Origin of the sequence: Kitasatospora sp. NPDC059795, from assembly GCF_042732175.1 — a bacterium.
GTDB lineage: Bacteria > Actinomycetota > Actinomycetes > Streptomycetales > Streptomycetaceae > Kitasatospora.
In genome coordinates this window covers 562,770-586,822 of record NZ_JBHWID010000001.1, presented here as the reverse complement: position 1 = coordinate 586,822, position 24,053 = coordinate 562,770, and the positions used below count along the sequence as shown (strand labels likewise).

The window sequence follows — 24,053 nt, the reverse complement described above, 5'->3', positions numbered from 1 at the left end:
GTTGTTGACGGCTGTACGGCGGCCGGGGTGCGTTAGGCGGCCCGACCGCCGGCGAGGGCCGGGCCCCGGCGGCGCCAGCTGGCGATCCGGACAACCGGCCTGCGCAGGCGGCCCGCGACCCGCCGCACTGGGGATCGGCGAGCCGGCGCGCTCTGCACGACCGCAGGCGGCATCGGGCGAGGCAGTTCCGCCACGCGAGCGGGGACCGAGCCCTGGGCCAGGTCGACCCCGAGTTCGAACCAGACAGCGCACCACAGGGTGCCGCCCTCGCCGGCCCGCAGCTCCCAGCCGACCTCGTCGGCCATCGTCTGCACGATGAACAGGCCGCGCCCCGTCTCCGCGTCCAGGTCCGCGTCCATGAGGGCGGACGGGGCAGTCCGGGTGCGGCAGGGGTTCATGACCGTGACGCGCAGCATGCCCCGCGTCTGGTCCGTCGCGGCCTCCACGTGCAGGATCTCACTGTCGCTCTCGCCTCCGATCCCGTGGTTCAGAGCGTTGGTGACGATCTCCGAGACGCTGAGCCGGATCGCCTCGCGCTGACTGGCCGTCAGGCTCAAGCACGCCAACTCGGTAAGGACGGTGTTACGAACCCAGCCGACACAGGCGTATCGCGCGGCAGCGGTGAAGCAGGTGATGACGTGCATGGCAGATCCTCCGGGCCGATCAGGTGGTGCGGCTGGAATCCGGCGACGACCCGAAGGCCGCCAAGAGCACGCCCAGCTCGCCAACCACACGACGGAGGCGACGCGGCTGGACGGGGGCGGCTTCATGCGAAGTGCTGACCACGGGCTCGAAGGCATGCCGCCACTTGGCGACTCGCATGAACCCGCCCTGGTTCGAGGCGTGCTCAACCAGGCGATCGCCGGTCACCGCCCGGAAGCGGCGACTTGCGATCCGTGACATTGAGGATGACAGTCGAGCACTCGCAGATTCAAGTCACTCGGTCGAATTTGAGAATTCTCATCCCTCGCGAGTGAACTCGCACACTGGATCGAACCCAGCTAGCAAGTAGCGCGTCGGAGGAGGCAAACTGACCCTGTGACGGGTCCAGACGCGAGAAAGGGGTGCTGTCGATGGCGGCAGCCGCAGCGAGGCCACGCCAACTCACGGTGAGGCAGCGTCAACTCGCCAACCAGCTTCGGACGATCCGCGAGAGTCGCGGCCTCACCCTGGAGGCTGTCGAACACCTCACCGGCATCACCACGGCGAAGCTGTCGCGGTTGGAGTTGGCCAAGACGCCGGCCAAGCCTGCCGATGTCGACAAGATCGCCCGCGCGTACGAGTGCGATGACAAGCTTCGCGAGTCACTCGTCGCGGTCGCGCGGGACGGAAACAAACGAGGTTGGTGGTTCAACTACCTCGATGTGTTGCCACCATGGTTGGCAGACCAGATCAGTTTGGAGTCCTCGGCGACCTCGTTCCGCACCTTCCAGGTGCAGCTCATCCCGGGACTCCTCCAGACCGCCGACTACGCACGCGCCGCCATCAACCGACTTGCGATAGGCGCGTCGCCCGAGGATGTCGAGGCTCGGGTACGAGTTCGTCGTGAGCGGCAGGCCGTACTCACCCAGCCCAATCCACTGGAGATGTGGGCCGTCATCCACGAAACTGCCCTTCGAAGCCTTGTCGGTGGAGAAGCAACCATGCGCGGGCAGTTGGAGAAGCTGCAGGAACTCGCAGTCCTCCCGAACGTGACCATCCAGGTGATGCCTTCGGAGACGGGAGTTCACCAGGGCATGAACGGCCCCTTCTCCATCCTCGGCTTCCCTGGAAGTGACCTCGATGTCGTCCTGCTCGAAGGTCTGCTGACCAGCGAGTGGGTGGAAGATCCGCAGCGAGTGAGCGTCTTCGACAGGGCGTTCCGTGAGATCGCCGCCGAAGCGTGGCCCGTCGACCAGTCCATCAACTTCATCACTGAGCAGAAAGACAGGCTGAAGTGACCATCGTGCGAAACTCCACAACTCTGCAGGTCGGCTGGCGGAAGTCCAGCTCCAGCGGCGGCAACGGCGACTGCGTTGAGTGCGCGTCCCTTGTCGGCGAGGTGGCCGTCCGGGATAGCAAGAACCCGAACGGACCTGCCCACGTCCACTCCGCGGGCGCGTTCGAATCGTTCGTCGCCGCCGTTGCCGCTGACCAGCTTGTTCCGGTCGTCTGATCCGAACGCCTCCGCACGGCCCGGCACCCCTGGTGGGTACCGGGCCGTCGGCATTTCGGCGGCCGTCTACCGGGCCCGGGGCGGTGGCGCTACGGTGGCCCGGCCGCAGCGCAGCGGCAGAGCTGTCCGACACGAAAACGAGGAGCTCGTGATGACTTTCCACCCAACCGCCTCCGCCCTGCCCGTGACGTGGACGAAGGCATCCGCCAGCAACCCGAACGACGACTGCGTCGAACTGGCACGCTGCGACGGCACCGTGGCCGTGAGGGACAGCAAGGACCCCGACGGCCCCGCGCACGTTCATCGGCCGGGTGCTGTCGGTGCGTTCCTCGCCGCCATCGCCGTCGGCCAGCTCGTGCCGGTGGTCTGACCGGGCAGTTCCGCCTCGGCCGGTTGCCGCGGCTCCCGTACGCCCGTCCGCCAACATTCCGGTGGTGCTCCCCCACAACCTGACCGAACCCAGCTGGCCGGTCAGGTCAGGTTGTTGAACTCTCCGGCAGCCGCCCCGTCTTGGAAGGCCGCCCACTCACCTTGGTCGAAGACCAGGGGCGGGGCGGTCGGGTCCGCGCCGTGGCGCATCACGATGTACTCGCCGACGAACGCGATCTGCGGGCCGTCGGGTGCGTCCGGGGCTGCCAGCCACTGCGCTCCGGTGAGGTCGAGGTCGTGGGGTTTCGGCGGCCGGGGGCGGGTCGGTTCGTCGGGCACTGCTGGCCTCCGATGCGAGGGTGGTCACGGGCGGGCCCGCGCCGGCGCGGGCATCCGCCAGTATCCCGCTCCGCGTGATGGTCGCGCTCCCGGGTGAACTCGTCATGCGGTGGTCCGCTCTCTTCGTGGACGGCGGGTCCGGAGCAGCATCTGCGCCGGGCTGGCCGACGCTGTCGGGGCTGCCCAGGCTCTGGGCCGCTGGTGGAAGCCACGCCCATGTACCGCGTGAGCTCGCCGGCGTCTTCCAGGCCGCCGTGGACGTCATCGACCGTAGGCGGGGCGCAGGTTGTGGTGCCAGAACGTTGCGCAGATTTGCGGAACAGGATGGGCCGGGTGCACCCCGCCCCGGACGCGCGGCACACACCCCGAGAGCCTTCGTGTGTATCGCGAACCGCGCTCCGCGTCCGCACGGTCGGGGCCTTCTTGACGCTCTCTGCTCAATCAGGAATCGTCGTGCAAATCGGCGCAACCTGCTTGCAAGGGGGAGTTGACATGGCACTACGGTTCATCGGGATCGACCCCAACACGGGGGACGACGAGTGCCCGACGGTCTGGTACAACGACGAAGCTGGAGAGATCGTCGTACAGGGCTGGAAGGCCGACGACGAGTTGCGCGCCAAGTGCTTGGAGACCGGGAGCATCCCCGACGGGGAGGACGTGGTCCGGCTGCCGGCCCGCATGGTGGCGATCTTGAGGAAGGCATGCGATGCAGCCGAAGGTGCCCACGTTCGCTGAGCAGTTGGCCGCCACGCACTCCACGGCGGTTCACCTGGAGATGCGGGACTCCTACAGCGTGACGAAGGAGTTGGAGGCGTTCGCGGCCTGGCGCGACGGCTTCCGGCACGACCCGGCGGCCCGGGAGTCCTGGTGGCGCCCGTGGCTGTCCACGATCCAGGAGACCGTCAGACGGGGCGTCGAGGTCCGCCGCGCCCGGATCGTGTCCACGCCCGTGTCGGAGTACATCCGCTTCGAGCACTCCGGGACGTTCACCAACATCGCTGCGGGAGAGCAGATTCGGTGGCTGGACCGGCGCGAGGCGTCGGACATTCCGTTGCCGGGCAACGACTTCTGGCTGTTCGACGGCGAGTTGGTGAGGTTCAACCACTTCACCGGTGCCGGGGAGTCCGCAGGGCCGTCGTTCAGCGACGACCCGGCGGTGGCGCTGTTGTGCGCCACCGCATTCGAAGCAGTCTGGGAACGGGCCCTGCCGCACGAGAAGTTCAGCATCTGACCGGCACCCGCACCTGAGTACAGCGATGTCGACCTCCCCGTCCTCCAGCGTCCAGGCGGCCCGTGCGGCGCTCGCCGCGCGCCTCGGCGAGCTGATGCGCGACGCCGGCCTGAAGGGCGGGGAGCTGTCAGTTCTCTGCGGCTGGCACGCCGCGAAGACCTCCCGCATCCTCAACGCCAAGGCCGCGCCGTCCGACTCGGACATCCGGACGTGGTGCCGGGCCTGCGGCGCCGGTGACCAGGCCCCCGACCTGATCGCCTCCAACCGGGCGGCGGACTCCCTGTACGTCGAGTGGCGGCGCATCACCCGTACCGGGCTGCGCCACGCACAGGAGGCCCGGGTACCCCTGTACGTGCGCACCAGCCACTTTCGCGCCTACTCCTCCCGGGTGATCCCCGGGGCCTTGCAGACGAAGGGCTACGCCAGCGCCCTGCTGCGCATGGTGGCCGATGTCCGCCAGACTCCTGACGACGTGTCCGATGCTGTGGACGCCCGCCTCGCCCGCTCCCGGCTCGTCTACGAAGGCGGGCGCCGCCTGGTTGCCGTCGTCGAGGAGTCCGTCCTGCGCTACCGCGTCGGCAACGAGGCGGTGATGGCCGGGCAGCTCGGCCACCTGCTGACCATCATGTCGATGCCGTCCGTGTCCCTGGGCATCATCCCGTTCACCGCGGCCCGCACCGTGTGGCCCACCGAGTCCTTCAACGTCTTCGACGACCGGCAGGCCGGCACGGAACTGCTGTCGGCGCAGGTCACGGTGACCGCTCCCAGTGATGTCGCCCTGTACACGCAGGTGTTCGCCCGGTTCGCGGGACTCGCGGTCCACGGTGCCGCTGCCCGCGCGCTGATCACCGCGGCGATCGACGCCCTCGGATGAGCCCTCGCGGCCCTTGACCCCGTCAGCGTTCTCCCCCGCCCGCTGCGGCCGCTTTCCGCTGCACCGCCTCCCGCAGGGAGGCGGTCCATTCGAGGACGCGCTTCAGCTCGGGCCGCATCCGAGCAGCCAACTCGTCGGCTTCCCGTTTCCGGCCCACGCGTTTCAGGGCCTGATGTTCCTCGACCCATGCCGTCACCACCTCGTAGATCTCCGCGCACGCCGCTCTGAAGATGTACTCCGGCCCCGAGGTGGCCTCCACGATCCCTGCGGCGGCCTGCGCGACCACCAGCAGCTGAGCGGCGGTCAGGCGGGCCTCTCGGGCGAACGCCACGGTCTCCGTGTAGCCGCCCTGCGGCAGTTGGTCCTGCGCGAGGGTCCGACGCGCGCCGCACGAGCGCAGAAACGCCAGCACGGCCTGCTCCGCGATGAATGCGCGCCGCCCGTCCTCGAAGGTGATCTCCGCCGTCGTGCGCCAGCCGTGCCGGGCGTGCTGCCGGGTCCGGCTGGTGCGGCTGGCCCGGCTCGTGACGCCGATCTTCAGGGCGTTCAGCTCGTCGGATTCGGCGATGTACAACACGGCACCGGCCCCGGTCAGCCCGTGGAAGTTTCGGCCGTGCCCGGCTCCGGTGTCCAGTGTCCTGGTGCTCACGCCGCGATGCTGCCGGACGGCACTGACAACCAGGCACCCCGGCGCGGCCTGTCCGCAGCCCGCCAGGACTTGTCTCCCGGCGCGACCGACGTCCCCGCGCGGACGCCGAGCAGTCCGCACGCACTGTCCCGGTCAGCGTGGTCGGCGCGCCATCTCCACCGCGGGCTCCTCGTGTGCAAATCTATGCAACTTCGTTGAGTCGCGCTGGGGTTGTTCCGTAGGTTCGCAGAGTTGTCGGGCCGCGCCCGGCTTCACCAGGTGCCCCAACCCGTAGGAGGAAGCGCCATGTCTACCACGTTCAAGCAGCTCACGGCCGCCCTGCCGTCCGAGGTGGTCGAGCTGGATCTGGACGTCAGCATCGTCACGGCCGGCCCTGTGGCCGCGGCTTTGCTGTCGTCCACCGACGACGGCTGCGACACCGTCAAGGGCAGCGACTGCTGACACCACCTTGCCCCGAGCCCGGGGCCTGCGAAGTGACCACTTCCGCCGGCCCCGGGCAGATCCATGAGCAGGTCTCGGCGAAGGCTACGGAAAGCAGGCGAAGATGGCGAGGGCCGCACACCTGCCGTACTACCGGCCGCTGTCGGAGGCGGTATGGCGGGCGAGCGTGTGGGACGCGGGGACGGAGCTTTCTCCGTGGCCGGGAGATGCTGCCGACGCCGGCTCGTGGCGGACCTGGCTCGCCGGGGTATGGACCGTGCGCGCGGTCCGTGAAGCCGTCTCGCTGGCGAGCCCGGCCCTGGCCGACCAAGTCGGGCATGTGCTGGCCTCGTCGCCGTCCACCGCGGCTCAACTGCACCGCACAGGCATCTCCGTGGCCCGGTACCTGATCCGCGCGAAGGGGCGGGCCACCCCGTTCGGCGTCTTCGCGGGCGTCGGACCGGCTCGCTTCAGCGACAGGACCGCCCTGGACTGGGGCGAGCGCCATCGGCTTCGCACCAGAGCCGATGCGGCGTGGCTCGCGGACGTCGTCGCCCGCGCCGAAGGACTTCTCGCCTTGCGCGAGCGGCTACCGGTCGTCGTCAACTCCCTCGCTGTCGAGCGCGGTGACCGCCTGGTGGTGCCCTGGCAGCCTCACCTGGGCGCGGCCGTCCGCAGCGTGGGCGGCGAGGTGGAGGAGGTGTCCGTCCGGTTGCTTCCCGTCGTCGCGGCGATCTGCCAGGTGGCCGGGACGCCTGTTGCTGCCGGTGTCCTGGTGGACAGGGTCGCCGCGGAACTTCCGGGGGTTGACCGCGAGGCGCTGTTACACGCGGTGGGGCAGTTGGTGGCGTCCGGTGTGTTGATCACCAGCCTGCGGGCTCCGGGGACCTGCACCGACCCTCTCGGTCATCTGTTGCGCGAGCTGGAGGCGGCCGGTGCCGACGCGTTACCTGACGCGGAGGCGCTGTACGCGGAACTGGGTGCCGTTCACGCGGGTCTCGTCGACCTCGACCGTCCGGGGAGCCGGGTCGAGGAGCGTCGGCACGTGGTCGCCGGCCGGATGCGGGCGTTGTCCGCCGTCGTCGATTCGCCCGTCTGCGTGGATCTCCGGCTCGCCGGCACGCTGGTGCTGCCGCGTCAGGTGGCCGACGAGGCCGCCGCTGCGGCGGATGCCCTGATGCGGCTCACCCCTCGACGGTCCGCCAGTGCATCGTGGCGCGAGTACCACCGCGACTTTCTGGCCCGGTACGGCCCAGGCACTCCCGTGCCGGTCGTGGAGCTGACGGACCCGGCCCGCGGGATCGGCTTCCCCCTCCACTTCACCCACCGGCCCGCCGGGCGGGAGGTGACGCCCCGCGACGAGGCACTGCTTGCCCTTGCGCACCAGGCTGCTTGGAGCCGCGCCACGGAGGTCGTCCTTGACGACCGGGCGATCGTCGGTCTCTCCCTCGGGGCGGCGGGCGAACCGCCGGTCACGGCAGTGGACCTGTGCGCGGTGGTTCTATCCGAGTCCGACGCCGCCGTTGACCGGGGCGAGTTCACGTTGGCCGTGACCGGGTTCGGCCGCACCGGCGCCACTACGGGCCGGTTCTTCGACCTCCTCGACGACGGCCGGCACCCGGCTCTCGCCCTGGCCGGCTCGCCGCCGGTCGGCGTGAACGGTGCGCTCGCCGCCCAACTCTCCTTTCCTCCCCGGCGGATTCGCAGTGAGAACGTGCTGCGCGTGCCGCGCGTGCTGCCGCACGTGATCCCGATCGCCGAACACCGCCGCACCGATGGGCAGCACATCGCGGTGGCGGACCTGGCTGTCGTCGCGGACGGCGCGCGCCTGCACGTCGTCTCCCTCTCGCGGAACCGGGTGGTGGAGCCTGTGCTGCCGCACGCTGGAGCCCGCCACACCATGCCGCCGCTGGCCCGGCTGCTGTTCGAGATCCCCCGCTCCACCCACCCGGCGATCATCGTCTTCGACTGGGGCGCGGCCGTCTGCCTGCCGTATCTGCCGCGTCTGCGGTACGGCCGTAGCGTCCTGGCCCCCGCACGATGGCGGGTCGACCCCGCGCACCTCCCCGGCCCAGAAGCGCCGGCAGGCCGGTGGGCGGCGGCCTGGGAGAAGGTCCGCCAGGAGCTGCGGATGCCCGCCACCGTGTCCGTGGGCGAAGGCGACCGCCGGCTGCGGCTGGAGCTGGGCCAGGACATGGACCTGGCCGTCCTCCGATCCCACCTCCGCGCCGCCGACGGCCCGGTCACAGTGACCGAGGCACCGACCGGTGCCGAGCTCGGCTGGTGCGGCGGCCGCGCCCACGAGATCGTCTTCCCGCTCACCCCGACTGCGCCCCCGCGCGCAGCGCCCCGGTTCCTCCCCGCTGTCACCCCGATGCGCATCACCGGCCGCAGCGACAGCCCCGGCGACGGGGGTGGTGTGGTGTTCGCGAAGCTGTACGGGCCGGGCGAGGCGATCGACACCGTCCTCACCCGGCACCTACCGAACCTCCTGTCCCGCTGGCAGACGCCGCCGCGCTGGTGGTTCGTCCGCTACCGCCACCCCCGCCCCCACCTGCGGCTGCGCATCCACGACACCGACCGGCAGCGGGCCGCCGGACACCTGGCCGTCTGGTCGGAGGAGTTGCGCCGCGCGGGCCTGGCAGGCGAGATCACCTTCGACACTTACCGGCCCGAGTCCGGCCGGTACGGCACCGGCGCGGCGATGGACGCCGCCGAAGCCCTGTTCGCCACCGACTCGGCAGCTGTCCTCGCACAACTCGCAGTCCTTGCCAACCAGGCCGACGTGCCGCCGCAGGCGCTCACCGCGGCGAGTCTGGTCGACCTGTCCGCCGCCGTCACCGGCAGCCGAATGGCCGGGCTGCGATGGCTGCTCGACCACCCCGAGCTGGCCGCCGGCGCCCTGCCGCAGGATCGCCAGGCACGCCGCCACATCCTCCGCCTCGCCGAACCGGGGGCGCTCCACGACCTGGCGGGCGGTGCGGAACTCGCCGCTGCGTGGGCGGCCCGCGCCCGCGCGGCGGCCCACTACTGCCAGACCCTCACTGCCCTGGACCCTGCCCGGCCCGGCGGCGCGAGTGTGCTCGGCTCGCTGCTGCACCTGCACCAGGTCCGCGCCCACGGCGACCCGGTCTCCGAGGCGACGACGTACAAGTTGGCCCGGTCCGTCGCCCTCGCCGACACCGCGAACCGCCCCGACCGGCAGCACGGGCAGGGCCGGTGAACACGCCAACCACCCCGCACCTGACGGCGGCCCTGCGCCGGCGGGCCGCATCCGTCGCCGACAGCATCACCGACGCCCTGTCCGCGCCGTGGCCGGTGGACTTCGGCGACGACTTCCGGCCCGACAGCCCCCGATGGCGCGACCAGTCGCTGTCGAAGGGCGCGGCCGGCGTCGCCGTCCTGCACGGCGTCCGCGCCCAGCACGGCGACGGCGACATGACCGCGGTCCACGCGTGGCTCACCCGCGCCACCGGCGACGGCCTCAGTGCCGGAGACGGTGCCGGGCTGTGGTTCGGCGCGCCCGCCGTCGCCTTCGCCCTTCACTCCGCAGCCCCCGGCCACTACCGGCGCGCGCTCTCCCGCCTGGACACCGCCGTCGGCGACCTCGTCGACACCCGGCTCGAAGTAGCCGCAGAACGGATGCGCGCCGCCCGGCGGCCCTCGCAGTACGAGTTCGACCTCACCCGAGGACTGGCAGGGATCGGCGCCCACCTGCTGCACCGCGACCCCGGCTCCGAGCGGATGGGTCGCGTCCTGGCCTACCTGGTCCACCTCGCCCGGCCGATCCCGGCCGCCGACGCGGCCGGGCCGCGCGCGCCGGGTTGGTGGACGGCCGACCTCCCCACCGGCCCGCAGCGTGACGCCGCGTTCGCCGACGGGCACGCCAACTTCGGCATGGCCCACGGCATCACCGGCCCGCTCGCCCTGCTCTCTCTGGCACTGCGCCAGGGCGTCACCGTCGACGGGCACCGCGAGGCGATCGACACCATCTGCTGGCACCTGGACACCTGGCAGCAGTCGTCCCCCGCCGGAACCTGGTGGCCCGAGCGCCTCACCCTCGGCGAGCTGCAGGCCGGGCGGTGCCGCCAGGAAGGTCCGGCCCGGCCCTCCTGGTGCTACGGCACACCAGGGATCGCGCGCGCCCAGCAGCTGGCCGCCATCGCCCTCGGCGACACCACCCGCCAACTCGCGGCCGAAGACGCGCTCGCCCAGTGCCTGGCCGACCCCCGCCAGCTCGCCAGCATCACCGACCCGGCCCTGTGCCACGGCTGGGCCGGAGTCCTCGCCACCGCATGGCACGCCGCCGCCGACGCCGCCACACCCCGTATCACCCAACACCTCGACCAGGTCCTCCGACACCTCCTCGACCACACCCGCAACCTCCCCCACCAGGACCACCCCGGACTCATCGAGGGCAGCGCGGGCATCGCCCTGACGCTCCACACCGTCGCCACCGGCACCGCCGGCAGCTGGCCCACCTGCCTCCTGATCTGCTGACGAAAGGACACGGCACACCATGACCGGCACCCCGCCGAACTTCCCCTGGCAGCAGGTCAACCTCACCTACGACACCTGGCAGGATGCCGAACACGCCGCCGTCCACGATCTCCTCCCGCTGCTTGCCCAGGCCGAGGACGCCGGGGCGCTCGGCACCTGGTGGTTCGTCCGCAAACGCGAGACCTGGCGACTGCGCTTCCGTCCCGTCCCCGGCCGCCACCAGGACGCCGCCGCGCTCGGCACACAACTCGCGGCGCTCCCCCAACTCCGCTCCCACGCCCGCGGCGTGGTCTACGAGCCGGAGATCCGCCGCTTCGGCGGCCGCGACGCCATGGCCGTCGCCCACCGGCTCTTCCACAGCGACAGCCGGCGCGTCCTCTCGCACCTCGCCCGCACCGCCGGCGGGCCCGACCACCGGCACGTGATCGCGGTGCGGCTGGCCACCCGCCTGATGCGCGCCGCCGGACAGGACTTCTACGAGCAGGGCGACATCTGGTCCCTCGTTGCCGAACACCGCGTCACCGACACCACCCCGCAGCCGTCCGTACCGCTCCTGACCAGCGTGCAGCTGCTCCTCACCGCGGAACGCGACAACCCCGACAGCCCGCTCTCCCACGCCCCCGCCTGGCCCGCCGCTTTCGAGGACGCCGGCCACGCCCTCGCCGCGCTGAACAACCGAGGCCACCTGAGCCGCGGCCTGCGCGCCGTCCTCGCCGACCACCTGCTGTTCGCCTTCAACCGGCTCGGCATCTCCGCCGAACAGCAGGCCCTGCTCGCCACCGCCGCGAGCCGCATCGTCTTCCACCGCCAACCCGGCTCCACCGCAACGGCGCCGACCGCCCAACCCCAGCCCACGACAGTCAGGCCACCCACCGTGCACAACGACAACTCCGCCGACCCGCGCGCCCTGCGACAGGCCCTCGTCGCCAAGATCGACAGCTTCGGTACCTTCCGCACCGACGCGGTCCGGGACGCGTTCCTCACCGTCCCCCGGCACCTGTTCCTCCCCGAAGTCGACCTCGCCACCGCGTACACGCCCAAGCCGGTCGTCACCAAGCGCGGACCGGACGGCACCGCGCTCTCCTCCGCCTCCGGCCCCAACGTCGTCGCCACCATGCTCGAACAACTCCAGGCCGCCCCCGGGCAACGCGTACTGGAGATCGGCACGGCCACCGGCATCAACGCCGCCCTCCTCGCCGAACTCGTCGGCCCGGATGGCCGCGTGGTGACGATCGAGCTTGACGAAGACCTCGCTGAATCCGGCCGCGCCCACCTCGCCGCCGCCGGATACAACCAGGTCACCGTCCTGTGCCGCGACGGTGCTCTCGGCGCCCCCGAGTTGGCACCGTTCGACAGGATCATCGTCACCGCCGGCGCGTGGGACATCCCCGCCGCGTGGTGGGATCAACTCGCCCCCGGCGGACGCCTCGTGGTCCCCCTGCGTCTGCACGGAAGCGGCCTGACCCGCTCCCTCGCCCTCACCCGAACCGCCGACGACCGCATGGTGTCCACCAACGCCGCTGTTTGCGGGTTCGTCCCCCTTCGTGGCTCGGCCGAGATGGGCGAGATCCACGTCCGCCTCGCAGCCGACGCCATCCTGAAGGTCGACGCCGACGACCACCCCGACCGGGACGCCCTCGCCAAAGCCCTGACCCACCCCGCCCACCAGCAGTGGACGGGCATCCAGGTACGGCACGACGAGCCGGCCGCCCACCTCGACCTCTGGCTCGCCACCATCGACTCCGGCCCGAGCTTCGGCAAGCTCTCCGTCGGACCCTCCGCCCGCAGCCTCGGCCTCGCCGACCCCGCCATCCGCTGGTCCGGCGCAGCCCTCTACGACGACGGCACCCTCGCCTACCTCACCACCCGCCCGGTCACCGACGACGCCGACGAACTGGGCATCGTCACCAGCGGCCCGCTCCACCACGACCTGGCCGCGCAGCTCGCCGACCTCCTGCACCGCTGGAGCCGGACGCGACCCGCTCAACCGACCGTCACCGCGTACCCCGCCGAGCTCCCCGGCGCCCAACTCGAAGAGGGGGACCGGATCACCCGGCCCACCACACAACTCACCATCAGCTGGTAGCCGTCGCCATCACTTCACTCGGAGCCGCAGTGCCATCAGGGCACTCGTAGAAGCCCACCAATTCCGCAGCGGGCGACGTCGTCTGCCGTCCACCGAACTCGCCGACAGCTCAACCTCACCGACGGCGCCAGCGTGCTGCCGACCGTCGCAAGGTGGGACAACTGGCACAAGCAGAGCAAGTAGCAGCACGCCGTGCCGAGCCCGCAGTGGCGCGCGCCCGGCACGGCGGCCTGAGAGAGACCAGCACCATGAGCGGACGCGCCTTCCGTCACGCGGCATCGTCCAGGAGTTCCCGTATGTCGATGCCGGCCTTCGGGCCCTCGAACTGTCCGGCACCGTCCTAGAAAGCGAGGGCTGTGTCCACCATCGACTCGTCCGTCGCCGGAACGTTCAGGGCGTTCTCGGTCCTGCTGTTCGCGAGTAGGTCCACGGGGCGGCCCACGTGTATGTCTGTCAGGCCCGTGAGACCGTCTCGCAGGAGCGGAAGGCGTGCGGCCACACGACGGGCACGGATGCACGCCAGGGAAAACCCGTTGCCCACGGCCCCGGCCCTGCCGCAGAGTATGGGCATCAGCCCGGCAGCGCCCAGCGGAGAGGAACGCCAGATGAGCAGCAGCCAGTCGTATCAGCGTTCCTCAAGCTCCCAGAGCCAGGGACTTCCCTCCTCGCGGTAGACGGGCCCGACAGCGCCCGGCCGCCCACGGGGAAGTCCCGTCCGGGCGGCCTTTCTTCTTGCCGCCCACCCGCAATGCCGGATGGTGCAACTGGCAGCACGCCTGACTCTGGATCAGGAAGTTCGGGGTTCGAATCCTCGTCCGGCAGCGCAGCACCAGGAGAGTTGGCCGAGTGGCAAGGCAGCGGCTTGCTAAGCCGTCGTCGGGTGAAAGCCCGCGCGCGTTCGATCCGCGCACTCTCCGCGCGACAACCGCAGTTCATGGAGGAGCCAGCCGACAGGTGGCGCCGGCCTCGGTCTCGAAAACCGTTGGGGTGCGCGAGCGCCCGTGTGGGTTCGACCCCCACTTCCTCCGCCAAGGGCGAGCTGAGCACTGGAGAGCCCAAGGGCCTGTAAAGCCCCCGCTTCGGCTGTGCCGGTTCGAACCCGGCCTCGCCCACCAACATCTGGCCGTCCCCGCTCACCACTCAGGCACTGCCGATGTGTCGGCGCGGAGTCCGAAGCCGCGGGTGCAGCGGGGGTGCGCGATCGGCCACTGGGCTGATGTGTGAGGGCTCAGGAGATCCTTGACGTTCCGTCATCGCCACATCCTTGACACTGTCGGCTCGTTGTTCTGCCCGGAGAAGGGGGCGGGATGGAACCGCAAGAGCTGGTGGAGCACAGGTACCGGGCCGTGCTGGAGGCGCTCGACGGGGCACCGGTGGTCGAGGTGGCGTTGAGGTACGGGGTGTCGCGGCAGTCCGTGCACGCCTGGCGGAAGCGGTACCAGGAGCTCGGCGTCGAAGGGCTGAAGGACCGGTCGCGGCGACCGCATCACAGCCCGGCCAAGCTGCTGGCGGACGTGGAGGCCCTGATCTGCGAGCTCCGCCGACAGCACCCGCGGTGGGGCGCCCGGCGAATCGTCTTCGAGCTGGGGCGCCGCAACGTCGAGCCCGTGCCGTCGCGGGCGACGGTGCACCGGGTGCTGTCCCGCAACGGACTGGTCGACCACCAGCCGCAGGAGCACAAGCGCAAGTACCGGCGGTGGCAACGGGACGCTCCGATGCAGCTGTGGCAGATGGACATCGTGTCCGGCATCCCGCTGGCCGACGGAAGGGAATGCAAGCTGGTCACCGGCATCGACGACCACTCCCGCTACCTGGTTGTCGCCGAGGTGGTGGTCCGCCCGACCGGCCGGCACGTCGCGGCGGCGTTCGTCGCCGCGATGCAGAAGTACGGGGTGCCGACGGAGATGCTCACGGACAACGGCAAGCAGTTCACCGGCCGCTTCACCAAACCGCGTCCCGCGGAGGTGCTGTTCGAGCGCATCTGCCGGGAGAACGGCATCGTCCAGCGGCTCACCAAGACCCGGTCGCCGACCACCACCGGGAAGATCGAACGCTTCCACAGCACGCTCCGGCGGGAGTTCCTGGACCAGGTCGCCCCGTTCCCCTCCGTCATGGCGGCCCAGGAGGCGGTCAACGCGTGGGTCCACAGCTACAACCACGCGCGCCCGCACCAGTCCCTGGACATGGCCACCCCAGCCAGCCGATTCCGGCCGTCCCGGGCCGACGCGGCAGCGTCCCTTAAAGCCGCAGAAGCCCTGCCCGCCGCGATCCCGCACCAGGCCGCCCCGCCGACGGTCGAACAGCCCCGGGAACCCGTGCGGTGGCCCGTCGTGGCCGGAGCCATCGAGTTCGAGCGGACGGTCCCGCCGTCCGGTCACTTCGCACTCTTCAACGGCGGCCAGGACATCTGGGTCGGCCCGGCCTACGCGGGCAGGACCATCACGCTCTGGGCCGATGACCGCAGCATCCACATCACCATGGAGGGATACCTGCTGAAGACCATCGCCTCCCGGGCCTCCTTGGAGGACCTGCACGCGCTCAAGGAGAAGTTCCAGGGCCGCCCGGCAGGGCCGCCGCCGGCAGCTCCGGCACTGCCACGGCACCAGGGACGGATCCTGCTCCCGCCGGGAACGGACGTCGAGGTCGAACGGACAGTCAACCGTGATGGCATCGTCGGGCTCGGCGAGCGGGACGTGATGCTGTCCCGGACACTGGCGGGCGGCCGCGTGCTGCTGCGGATGGACGACCGTCTCCTCCACGTGATCAGCGACGGCAAGGTCGTCAAGACCATGCCGCTGCCCATCCCGGTGGACCAGGTCCCCAAGCTCATGGGTGTCCGGGCCGCCCAGGGACCGCTGCCGACGGGCGCACCCGCTGGTCCTCTGGTCGTCGAGCGGCTGGTCGACACCAGCGGCCGAGTGATGGTGGCCCGCCAAGTCCTGAAGCTCGGCTACCCGAACAGGGGCAAGGTCGTGAAGATCATCGTGGAGGACACCCACTTCCGGGTCGTCCACGACGGCGAGGAACTGGCCGTCCACCCGCGCACCACCGACAAGCCCGTCACCCGGATCAAGGCGTGGCCCAGCCGCCAGTCCCGCCAGAAACCGTCAAGCAACTCCTGAGAACGGAACGTCAAGGATCTCCTGAGCCCTCACACATCAGGGCGGCATCCTCAACGGTGCGCAGCGTCCGGGCGGCCTTGTCGGGGTCGGGGTGGCTGGTCCATCCGCAGTCGGAGCCGTCGAAGACCTCGACGAACCGGACGTCGTGTTCGCGGGCGACGGTGAGGGTGCCGGTGTTGTAGGCGACGGCGGTCCGGGCGAGGGTGGCGGCTTCGGCCCACGCGCGGACGGGCATCCGCGCCCCGTTGCGGTAGACGACTCGGTCGAGGGGGTGGGCGGCGGCGAGTTGGTCGGCGAGGGCCTTGGCGGCCTGGAGTGCGGTACGGCCGGTCAGGGCGGTGGGGATCTGCTGGCGTGCGGCGGCACGGGCGGCCCGGTAGAACTGGCCGGCGCGGCGGACGGTCTGCTGGGAGTGGCGGAGCATGTCCGTGTAGGTGTCGGCGGTGAGGGCTTGCAGGGCGTGCTGGTGGCTGCTGGTCCAGGTGAAGGCCGTGCCGAGGGTGGCGGCCGCGGTGGCGGCTCCTTGCTCGTACATAGCAAGCACCGTCTGGTGGGCGAAGTCGTGGACGGCCGTCTCGACGGCCCTCTGGAAGCCCTGGAGCGCGCTGGTGAACTGGGCCAGGGCGCGGGCGGCTTGGGCGCGTCGGCGGGCGGCGATGGCGGTGAGGACGGCAGCTTGTGCGGCGGCGAGGTGCCGCCAGGCCGTGGTGAGGTCGTCGGCGGTCGTGGCCGCCGCGGCACTGGTGCTCTGGCGGTGCGGGGAGGACCGGCGGGTCACCGGGGCCGCCGTGGGGGCCGGATCGGCACGGCCTCGATCTGGTGGCCGGTGTCCGCGTCGGCCGGGGTGTCATCGGGCCCCACGGTGTCGTTGAGGGCGGCGAGTTGGCGTTCGAGGCCAGTGAGGTTGCCGGTGCGGTCCATGGTGACGACGCCGTCCACGACCAGGCGCAGCGGGTCGGCGAGCAGCGCGGCCCGACGCTCGGCAAGGACTTCGAGCGCGACGGCGCGGGCGGTGCCGAGGCGGTGGTGGCGGGCGGTGAGGTCGTCGGTGTCGGTGCTGGGGCCGAGTTGGGCGAGGAGCCAGGCCAGGGCGGCGGGGTCCATGGGCGGGTCCGTTCTCCGGGGTGCGCCGCCGGACCGGTGCCCCTGGGGTGTTGGGGTGCCGGTCCGGCGGCGCGGTGGCTACTCGTTGTCGGTACGGGTCTTGCGGCTCCGTGTCGGCTTCGCCGGCGGGCCGCTGTTCTCGGCGTTGTCGTCTTCGTCGGGGTCGGGGAGGAAGGCGTCGGGGTGGGTGATCAGCTCGGCGATCTCGGGCGGTACCGGGTCGCCGGGCAGGAGGACCAGCCGCTCCCCGCTGGTGGGGTGCTGGACGTGGACGGCGGCGGCGAGCCGCTTGCCGGCCGTCACAGGACCTTCGCCACGATGTGGCAATCGGGGGTGTGGAGGATCGGCATCGCCACGGCGGCGCCCTTGGTCCAGATCTGGACCGGGTCGTCCTGGGCGCCGCGGGTGAGGATGATGCCGGGGGCGTCCTCCTTCACGATCTCCGGGTTGGTGCCGCGGGTGAGGACCAGGGCTTCGGCGGTGACGCCGAACACGGTCTGGCCCCACTTCGCGCGGTCGGGCGGCAGCATGATCCACCGGTCGTCGGGGATGACCTTCGTGGCGACGTCGTCGACGTTGACCTGGCCGCGGTAGATCGTGACGGGCGGCAGGCCGTAGTTGGCGCGGACGGTGTTGACCTGGCCGGGGTTCAGGGACTGGGTGGGGGTGTTCGCCGCCGACGTGCCGAAGTACGCGGCCCGGTAGGCGTTGTTGGTGGCCAGGTAGGACAGGGCGCGCCGGGAGGTGAGGACCATCTCCGGTTCGGGTGCGCCCTGGTCGTCGAGGTACTGGATCCAGGTCAGTTCGTCGCGGATCGGGTCGGAGGTGGGGTCGGACCACGGCTTGGGCGCCACCGGCATGTTGCCGGCCGGGACGCCGAAGTCGATCTCGATGGTCAGCCCGGCTTCGTTGTTGAGGGTGAACTTGCCGTCCACGAGGACGTCCCCCGCGGCGAGTTCGAGGCGGGATCGGATCGCTTCGACGTGCCGCTCCGCGTCGTCGTACAGCAGTTCCAGCAGCCGGTCCTGGTCGGCTCCGTGCGACTGCTCCAGGAGGATCTGCTGCTGCTCGCCAACGATGAGCTTCTGGCCGAGCGCGGGCAGCAGTCCTTCCTTCGTGGTCTCCCACGCGGTGCGGTCCGCGAACGGCACCGAGCTGTCGTAGGCGCGGTACTTGGCGGTGTTGACGCGCCGTCCGTTGCTCTTGATGCGCCACTTGACCTCGTGGGTGACCAGGGTCGGGAAGACGGTGCTGGTCAGCAGGAAGTCGTCCGGGCTCGGGATCGAACGGGCGAACGTGGTGAGGTCGTGGGCGGTGACGCCCTTGATGAGTTCCTGAATCGTCATCGCTCAGGCCCCCGTCACACGAACCGGATCAGCGCGCCGCCCGCAGGCGAGAACGTGACCTTCGTCGGGTCGATGCCGCCGGGGACCTTGGCGGCGCGGGCGACGCCGTGCCACAGCAGGGCGCACGGGATCTTCGGCTGGCCCGGCGCGAACAGGGTCTCGTCGAAGACCAGGCCGGCGAGTACCTGGCGGCCGTCGGCGGCGGCCGGGTCGTACGGGCCGTACAGGCCGGACGCGGTGATCCGTCCGAGGGGCAGGCCGGACAGCAGACGGCTGTAGGGCTGGGCGGGGTCGGCCGAGGTGACGTAGTGGGTGCCGGCGGTCAGCTTGGAGGCGTCGAGGGTGACGGTCTCGGTCTGGTCGGTGCCGTGCAGGGAGGCGAGCCAGGGGCGGTTCGCGGTGTACGTCACCGAGGTGGTGATCGGCTGGATGGTCAAGGGTGATCGCCTTCGTGGTGCTGGCGGTCACGCACTCACCTGCTGGTGGTGCCGTCCACGTCGGGGGGTGGGGCGTGGTCCCCGTCCCGGGGTGCTGCCGGGTCAGGCCGGGGGTTCGACGGGCGGTCAGGTCGCCAGGTAGCCGCGGCGCTTGGCCATGTCCAGGCCCGCCGATCCGGCGGGCTGGGCGTTGTGGCCGCGCGGCGGCGGCCCGCCGGCCGGGGAGCCGCCCGGGGCCGGGGGCGGGGTGACCGGGCTGGTGGCGGCGAACAGCTCGGGACGGCGCTCGGCCAGGGACCCGGCAGCGTCGGTGACGGCCTGCTGGTCGGCGTCGGCCGGTACGTCGAGGAGACGGATCGCGTCGTCCAGGTTCTGGCCGGTCGCACCGAGTCGGCTCAGCACCGAGTGCCGGACGGCCTGGTTGAGGCGGTCGATGGCCTGCTGCTCGCGCTGGAGGGCGGCCTGCTCCCGCTGGGCGGCAGCGTTCTCGCGGCGCTCGACCTCGGAGAGGGCGGCCTGTTCGGCGGCGCGCTGACCTTCGACCCAGGTCGACAGGGCGGAGGCGTCGGCGAAGCCGAGGTCGGCGACCAGCTTCTTGACGGCGGCGCGCCCACCCTGGGACTTCTCGCGGGCCAGGAGCTGGCTCAGGCTGTCCTGCGTGATCAGGGTGCTGCCGGAATCGGTGGCAGCCGGGTCTCCGGTGGGCGGGACGGCCGCGGGCAAGGGGGCAGTCATCGGATTCCTCCAGAAGAGCGCCCCCGCGCCAGCGATCAGTGTAGCTACCCCGCTTGCGGGTCGGTGGCGAACACCCCGGGCACCGGGACGACGACCCACCCAAATGTTCTGGTCCACCGGAACAGGGTGTCGGGGGCGAAGTAGCTGGCCAGCCACAGTTCGTCGACCTGCTGCGGCACCGCCGGGTCGCCTTCGGGATGGAAGGCGTTGTGGAGCGCCATGCCGACGCTCAGGTGGGAAGAGTCCGCCCAGACGAACAGCACGGCGAGCAGGCCGCTGTCCTTGGCCCGCTGGAGCTTGCCGAGCTTATTGCCGGCGGTGCTGGTCTGCAGGAAGGCGTCGATGTACGGGGTGATGGCGTCGGCTGATGCGGACGCTACTCCTGTGGCGAGGGTGACGGGGATGATCTGGCCGCGCACCTCGGGACCGGAGCCGATCTGGGCGACGGCCCGAAGCCCGAGCGTTCGGAGGCGGGCGATGGGCTGGAAGTCTGGGTCGGAGGTGGGCGTCTGGGCGTCCGGTTCGCGGGTGCTGACCCGGTCAATTCCCCGGCGCTCCAGGTCCGCGAGGAGCTGCACCAGCTGCTTCGCCTCCGCCCGCCCGACCGGGGCGTTCGGGGAGAACTCGACGGACCAGCCCACGGACAGCTCGTCGTGGACGGTGCCGACGTGCATCTTGTCGACGAAGCCCCAGAGCCGGGCCAGCTCCTGATCCACGGTGGAGGTGATCTCCACCGCGACGTGCGGCTCCGCCCGGCCAGGATCGGCGAGAAGGAGGTCGGGCATGCCGGGCTTGGAGTTGTCGTCGCGCTCTCGTGTCTCGGTTCCGAGGACGTGGTTGACGAGGGCTTCGGCGGCCTGCTCCTCGTGGCGGGGCGGCTTCGGGCTCTTCGGCATGCTGGCACGGTAGCGATCCGGCTGCTCTACCTCCACCGTCTTTTCTGGTGGGTTCCCGTTCGGGAACCCACCACGTCTTTCGGCATGGGTTCCCAGGCGGGAACCCAGCAGGTTCCCAACGGGGAACCCAGGAGTTCCCGAACGGGAACCCCTTTCTGTGCCTAGTCTTTTCCTCTCTCAGTACCTTCCCCCCTACCCCCCATCGGACTGAGCGCGGAGCCTCGACGGCACCCGCCGTTGGCCGGTGGGCGGGCGCGGCGAAGACGGGCGGGTGACCGTTCGGCCGGTGCAGGGCACCCTGGTCTCGCGCAGTACGGGACCTGCGGCAACACGGCGGACCGGAGGCAACGCCGGGAGGCCCTGAAGGGCCCTTGGGCGGACCGTCGCGATCTTGGAGACTCCCAGGATGCAGGACCGTTCCTGCGGTCTCTGGGGGGCCTTCCAGGGCCTCGCCGGTGCAGGCTGGCGAGCTGGCCGAGGGTGCAGCTGTGCAGGTCACCCCGGCCAACTACGGCAGGCCGGGCGGCTCCTGTCCCGGCAGCAGCTTGCCGCAGGGGTGGTGAGGAGCCGGCCTGCGCGCGTCACTCCACGGCGGCCCCAGGGCTGGCGGGCTGCGGCACCTTCGGCAGCTGCGGTCCGACCGGGCCCAGGCCGAGGAACTGCCTGACCGCTTCGTTGTCGCCGGTCGCATCGGCCAGCCGGGCGGCAGCCTCGAAGCTGGCCTGCCTGATCCGGCGGACCTCGGCGGCGGCGTCCTCGATGGGGTAGCCGGCCGAGGCGAGCATCCGCACCGCGGTCTCCAGACTGAGCACCCCGGCGCCGATGCCCTTCACGACCTCGTCCAGGGTGGCGGTCCGGTCGGTCGGCATGTGCGGCCCCCACACCAACTCGGCAGCCGGGAGTTCACCCGCGGGCCAGCCCTCGACCCGTCCGGCCTGATACAGGCGCCCGACCATCTTGAAGAGGAGCACGTACTTGTGGGCGCGGGCCAGCCGCATCTCCCCGACGAGGGATTCCAGGGGGCCGAGCGCCAGCGCCAGCGCGTACCCGGACGGCACCTGGGAGGGCTGCAACGTGCCCAACCCGGACGAGGTGAGCCTGCTGTTCCCGGCGAGCCGGTCGAGGAGGTGGTCGGTGCGCTCCCGCAGTTCGGCGAGTTGCGCGGACGTGTCCAGCACGGTCATCGACCCGCCGTCGCCCAGCGAGATGACCGTGCCCGGCTTGACCTCGATCGGCAGCGGCGCGCCGGTGGCGCGGTCCTTCTGCGTCCGGACTCCGGAGACGGCCAGCAGCGGCTGCCCAGTGGTCGCCGAGGCCGCCGACGAGTCCGTGTCGGTGGCGGCGATCTCGTCCAGCACCTGCATCACCCGGGCGATGACGGGCTGCCCCCAGTGCTCGCCGGCGTCGGGAATCCCGTTGGTGACGTGCACCACCGGCAAGAAGTCGATCTGCAGGTCCAGCCCTTGGAGGGCTTCGCCGTCCGCGCGAACCCGGTAGACGGCCTTGTCGGCGGGCAGGTTGTAGACGTCGTGCCTGGCCTTGAGGTCTTCGAGAAGCCACTCCGCGTCGGTGAGGTAGCAGGTGACCGGCGACGGCTTGCCGGGTGCCCAGGGGTAGATGCGGCTGATCAGCCCGCTGACCGGGTCCGCGGCGTCTCCGGCGGGCAGGACCTGCCCGCCGTCCGGGCCGGTCACCCACTCCCGGTGCGCACCGGCCTTCCCCGACGCCGGCACCGACCGGGTCGCCGCCCCGATCGGCCCCAGCTCGTACGTGATCCTCCGCAACCGGGCCTTGCTGCCGGTGCGCGGGTCCTCCGGCAGCTCCCACGCGAAGTGGACCCTGGCGGGGAACTCGGCCGCATCGACTTCGTCCCCCCACTCGGGGAAGAAGAACCCGGGATCCATGGTCCGCAGCACCGGCCGCCCGGCCTGCGGGTCCCACGCGAGGGTGTACACGCCGTCACCGGAACGCACCGCGGCCCGCTCGCACTGCTGCATCCGCAGCGGCAGCAGCTCCCGCCGCGCCCAGTCCCTCAGCCGCTTCTGCACCTCCGACGCCGCCTGCGCCCCGGGCGTATCGGCGTCGTCCTGGTTGCCCTCGGCTCCCGGAACGACGATCTGCTGGGACGCGCCAAGGAGGTATCCCAGCGCCGCGGCGATGAGCTTCGCCGGGTCGCCCAGCTCCCGCCGGTCAAGGCCCGCCTCGTCGCCGGCGGCGAAGGCGAGCTGCCCGGCCTGCCCCTGGTCGTAGGCGGCAAGGACCTTGTACGCCTGCAAGCGCCGCAGATCCTCCAGCGGCACCCACCCGCCGGCCAAGTCCCCGAAGGGGCCGACGCCGCTTCGGATCGGCGCGGACAGCACCGGCTTGTAGTTCAGCCACGACCACGCGTCGATGATCAACTCACGAAGCCCCACGGGCGCTTCCCTCCGGGCAACCACGCCCCCGCGCTGAAGACCAGCCTAGATGGCGAATGGAGGTACGGACCCTTTCCTCGCTCGGCGGGCCGAGAGGCGGAGCGGTGCCCATGGACCGGCCGAGCAGAGCCTTCAGCATCGGGCCATGCAAGTTTTTCAAAAGACTTTGCGCAGGCACTAAAGGAACCGAGTGCCCCGAACGTCATAGAGGGTGACTGACAACTCTGTCTGTCGCCGGTCTGGCTGTCGGGCTCCGGGAAGAGTTGCCGACAGCCAGACCCCCAGCACGACGCCTACCACGCATCGGTGGTCGGCGCTGTCGTTATGCCAAAAAATGACTGCGAAGAGTGATGTCTGATTGCCTTTGAGTGATCACATCCATGAGGATTGAATCGCACTACCAGGCCACCAGGCCGACCCACCTGCGCGGCAACTACCCGGAGCCCGCCAGGTGGTGTTCCACGGCGACAAGACAGTGGAGTAACAAGATGGAAGAGCGAAGGAGCACGTCAGATAGGGGGGCCCCAGCGACCGCCCGAGCGGAGCGAGATGTCCGCGAGCTGGTCCGCGGCGGTCAGCGTTGGATCGCCCCCGCGACGCTCACCGGCACTGTCCTCATCGAGTACGTTCACCTCGCGCCTGAACCGTGGACCCCATGGGTCAACCACATCCAGGTCGGCAGCGCGGTCAGCCTGACCGTCCAGATGACCGTTATGGCCGCGATGCACACGCTCAAGTGGCTGGCGCCCAACGGCAAGATCGAGTTCAGCTGGAGCTTGAACAGCTCCGGCAAGGCGTGACGAACGAAATCACGGACAGCGGCAGGGCCGGGGCGGACGCCCCGGCCCTGCCGGTCGTGTTCGAGGACTTCTACAGGCAGTCCGCCCCCAAGCTCCTGGCCTACGCCAGGCATCGCTATCAGCTCGACGGCACCGTCGCGGAGGACTTGGTACAGGAGGCCCTCATCTCGATATACAGGCGGTGGGATGAGATTCGTAACGTCCAGTCCCCTCTGGCCTACGCCTACAGGGCAGTCCGGAACAGAGTGGTCGATCACCACCGCCAGAGCCACCGTCGCGAGATTCGCGAGATTTCTGCCGATGCGGGAGATGGAACGAACGCGTTCGAGGACCCGATGTCCAACATCGACGAACTGCTGTCAGTCACGCCCCTGATCGATCAACTCCCCCAACGGCAGCGCGAGATCCTGCTGATGAGCACGGTCTACGGAATGACGCACGATGAGATAGCTCGTGCCCTGCGGATCAATCCCTCCACTGTGGCGGTGCACCTATCAGCGGCGCGTAAGCGACTTGCCCAGCAGCGCGAACAAGAAGTTCAGGCGTAGGAGCTCCGGACGCCGGTGCCGCGATCAC

Annotated in this window: 24 protein-coding genes and 4 tRNA genes; 17 read left to right on the top strand and 11 right to left on the bottom strand. The window is 70.8% G+C overall.

The window, feature by feature from the left end:
* Nucleotides 1–32: 32 nt before the first annotated feature.
* Nucleotides 33–644 carry an ATP-binding protein gene (locus ACFV4P_RS02780; protein ID WP_380466548.1) on the bottom strand — a complete coding sequence of 204 codons (612 nt, stop codon included), beginning with the start codon at nt 642–644 and terminating at the stop codon, nt 33–35.
* A gap of 429 nt (nt 645–1,073) precedes the next feature.
* Here ACFV4P_RS02780 and ACFV4P_RS02775 point away from each other — a divergent pair, with 429 nt between their 5' ends.
* The 3 genes from ACFV4P_RS02775 (at nt 1,074) to ACFV4P_RS02765 (ending at nt 2,525) form a co-directional block, all read left to right on the top strand.
* On the top strand, nt 1,074–1,940 hold the full coding sequence (locus ACFV4P_RS02775; RefSeq protein ID WP_380466546.1) for a helix-turn-helix domain-containing protein: 867 nt from the start codon (nt 1,074–1,076) through the stop codon (nt 1,938–1,940).
* Nucleotides 1,937–2,155, top strand: a complete 219-nt coding sequence (locus tag ACFV4P_RS02770; protein WP_380466545.1) for a DUF397 domain-containing protein — start codon at nt 1,937–1,939, stop codon at nt 2,153–2,155. Before ACFV4P_RS02775 ends, ACFV4P_RS02770 begins: the two co-directional genes overlap by 4 nt.
* A gap of 151 nt (nt 2,156–2,306) precedes the next feature.
* On the top strand, nt 2,307–2,525 hold the full coding sequence (locus ACFV4P_RS02765; RefSeq protein WP_380466543.1) for a DUF397 domain-containing protein: 219 nt from the start codon (nt 2,307–2,309) through the stop codon (nt 2,523–2,525).
* Nucleotides 2,526–2,626: 101 nt separating this feature from the next.
* Here ACFV4P_RS02765 and ACFV4P_RS02760 read toward each other — a convergent pair whose 3' ends face one another.
* Entirely contained in the window at nt 2,627–2,863 is a 237-nt protein-coding gene (locus ACFV4P_RS02760; RefSeq protein WP_380466541.1) for a DUF397 domain-containing protein, read from the bottom strand.
* A 492-nt stretch (nt 2,864–3,355) separates the two neighbouring features.
* On the opposite strand from ACFV4P_RS02760, the gene ACFV4P_RS02755 reads away from it, so the two are divergent.
* Genes ACFV4P_RS02755 through ACFV4P_RS02745 form a run of 3 tightly spaced genes read left to right on the top strand, consistent with a single transcriptional unit; the run spans nt 3,356 to nt 4,968 of the window.
* Entirely contained in the window at nt 3,356–3,598 is a 243-nt protein-coding gene (locus tag ACFV4P_RS02755) for a hypothetical protein (RefSeq protein WP_380466540.1), read from the top strand.
* Entirely contained in the window at nt 3,570–4,094 is a 525-nt protein-coding gene (locus tag ACFV4P_RS02750) for a DUF6879 family protein (protein ID WP_380466538.1), read from the top strand. The genes ACFV4P_RS02755 and ACFV4P_RS02750 overlap by 29 nt, the downstream gene beginning before the upstream one ends.
* 25 nt (nt 4,095–4,119) lie before the next feature.
* A complete protein-coding gene (locus tag ACFV4P_RS02745; protein WP_380466536.1) occupies nt 4,120–4,968 on the top strand; it encodes a DUF5753 domain-containing protein in 849 nt (282 codons plus the stop codon).
* A 22-nt stretch (nt 4,969–4,990) separates the two neighbouring features.
* On the opposite strand, the gene ACFV4P_RS02740 is transcribed toward ACFV4P_RS02745, so the two are convergent.
* Nucleotides 4,991–5,542, bottom strand: a complete 552-nt coding sequence (locus ACFV4P_RS02740) for a hypothetical protein (protein ID WP_380466534.1) — start codon at nt 5,540–5,542, stop codon at nt 4,991–4,993.
* A 360-nt stretch (nt 5,543–5,902) separates the two neighbouring features.
* Here ACFV4P_RS02740 and ACFV4P_RS02735 point away from each other — a divergent pair, with 360 nt between their 5' ends.
* The 9 genes from ACFV4P_RS02735 to ACFV4P_RS02695 all read left to right on the top strand — a co-directional run bounded on the left by ACFV4P_RS02735 (nt 5,903) and on the right by ACFV4P_RS02695 (nt 15,745).
* Complete coding sequence (locus ACFV4P_RS02735) at nt 5,903–6,058, top strand: FxLD family lanthipeptide (RefSeq protein WP_363484082.1); 156 nt, start codon at nt 5,903–5,905, stop codon at nt 6,056–6,058.
* Nucleotides 6,059–6,161: 103 nt separating this feature from the next.
* Nucleotides 6,162–9,260 carry a lantibiotic dehydratase gene (locus ACFV4P_RS02730; RefSeq protein ID WP_380466532.1) on the top strand — a complete coding sequence of 1,033 codons (3,099 nt, stop codon included), beginning with the start codon at nt 6,162–6,164 and terminating at the stop codon, nt 9,258–9,260.
* Nucleotides 9,257–10,537, top strand: a complete 1,281-nt coding sequence (locus ACFV4P_RS02725) for a lanthionine synthetase C family protein (protein ID WP_380466530.1) — start codon at nt 9,257–9,259, stop codon at nt 10,535–10,537. Before ACFV4P_RS02730 ends, ACFV4P_RS02725 begins: the two co-directional genes overlap by 4 nt.
* Nucleotides 10,538–10,556: 19 nt before the next feature.
* Nucleotides 10,557–12,623, top strand: coding sequence for a methyltransferase, FxLD system (gene fxlM, locus ACFV4P_RS02720; RefSeq protein ID WP_380466529.1), 2,067 nt, complete (start codon nt 10,557–10,559; stop codon nt 12,621–12,623).
* 749 nt (nt 12,624–13,372) lie between these two features.
* Nucleotides 13,373–13,445: transfer RNA gene (locus ACFV4P_RS02715), tRNA-Gln, on the top strand.
* Between the two features lie 10 nt (nt 13,446–13,455).
* Nucleotides 13,456–13,540 (top strand) — tRNA-Ser (locus ACFV4P_RS02710).
* A 19-nt stretch (nt 13,541–13,559) separates the two neighbouring features.
* Nucleotides 13,560–13,654 (top strand) — tRNA-Ser (locus ACFV4P_RS02705).
* A gap of 1 nt (nt 13,655) precedes the next feature.
* A tRNA-Tyr gene (locus ACFV4P_RS02700) sits at nt 13,656–13,738 on the top strand.
* A 192-nt stretch (nt 13,739–13,930) separates the two neighbouring features.
* Nucleotides 13,931–15,745 (top strand): IS481 family transposase, encoded by a 1,815-nt coding sequence (locus ACFV4P_RS02695; protein WP_380466527.1) that lies wholly within the window; start codon nt 13,931–13,933, stop codon nt 15,743–15,745.
* A gap of 10 nt (nt 15,746–15,755) precedes the next feature.
* Here the strand turns inward: ACFV4P_RS02695 and ACFV4P_RS02690 are convergent, their stop codons facing one another.
* The 8 genes from ACFV4P_RS02690 to ACFV4P_RS02655 form a co-directional block, all read right to left on the bottom strand.
* Nucleotides 15,756–16,523: a hypothetical protein gene (locus ACFV4P_RS02690; protein ID WP_380466526.1), complete on the bottom strand. Its 768-nt coding sequence runs from the start codon at nt 16,521–16,523 to the stop codon at nt 15,756–15,758.
* Entirely contained in the window at nt 16,520–16,849 is a 330-nt protein-coding gene (locus tag ACFV4P_RS02685) for a hypothetical protein (RefSeq protein WP_380466524.1), read from the bottom strand. Before ACFV4P_RS02685 ends, ACFV4P_RS02690 begins: the two co-directional genes overlap by 4 nt.
* Nucleotides 16,850–16,927: 78 nt before the next feature.
* Nucleotides 16,928–17,152, bottom strand: a complete 225-nt coding sequence (locus ACFV4P_RS02680) for a hypothetical protein (protein ID WP_380466523.1) — start codon at nt 17,150–17,152, stop codon at nt 16,928–16,930.
* Complete coding sequence (locus tag ACFV4P_RS02675; RefSeq protein WP_380466521.1) at nt 17,149–18,195, bottom strand: major capsid protein; 1,047 nt, start codon at nt 18,193–18,195, stop codon at nt 17,149–17,151. Before ACFV4P_RS02675 ends, ACFV4P_RS02680 begins: the two co-directional genes overlap by 4 nt.
* A 14-nt stretch (nt 18,196–18,209) precedes the next feature.
* Nucleotides 18,210–18,632, bottom strand: coding sequence for a head decoration protein (locus tag ACFV4P_RS02670; RefSeq protein ID WP_380466520.1), 423 nt, complete (start codon nt 18,630–18,632; stop codon nt 18,210–18,212).
* Nucleotides 18,633–18,758: 126 nt separating this feature from the next.
* Complete coding sequence (locus tag ACFV4P_RS02665) at nt 18,759–19,367, bottom strand: hypothetical protein (RefSeq protein ID WP_380466518.1); 609 nt, start codon at nt 19,365–19,367, stop codon at nt 18,759–18,761.
* 44 nt (nt 19,368–19,411) lie between these two features.
* Complete coding sequence (locus ACFV4P_RS02660) at nt 19,412–20,263, bottom strand: hypothetical protein (protein WP_380466516.1); 852 nt, start codon at nt 20,261–20,263, stop codon at nt 19,412–19,414.
* 581 nt (nt 20,264–20,844) lie between these two features.
* Complete coding sequence (locus ACFV4P_RS02655; RefSeq protein ID WP_380466514.1) at nt 20,845–22,677, bottom strand: hypothetical protein; 1,833 nt, start codon at nt 22,675–22,677, stop codon at nt 20,845–20,847.
* 488 nt (nt 22,678–23,165) lie between these two features.
* Between ACFV4P_RS02655 and ACFV4P_RS02650 the strand changes: the two genes are divergently transcribed.
* Together ACFV4P_RS02650 and ACFV4P_RS02645 are read left to right on the top strand one after the other, a co-directional pair.
* The gene (locus tag ACFV4P_RS02650; RefSeq protein ID WP_380466512.1) at nt 23,166–23,477 is read left to right on the top strand and encodes a hypothetical protein; all 312 of its coding nucleotides are present in this window, start codon (nt 23,166–23,168) and stop codon (nt 23,475–23,477) included.
* Nucleotides 23,474–24,025 (top strand): RNA polymerase sigma factor, encoded by a 552-nt coding sequence (locus ACFV4P_RS02645; RefSeq protein WP_380466510.1) that lies wholly within the window; start codon nt 23,474–23,476, stop codon nt 24,023–24,025. The genes ACFV4P_RS02650 and ACFV4P_RS02645 overlap by 4 nt, the downstream gene beginning before the upstream one ends.
* Nucleotides 24,026–24,053: the final 28 nt, after the last annotated feature.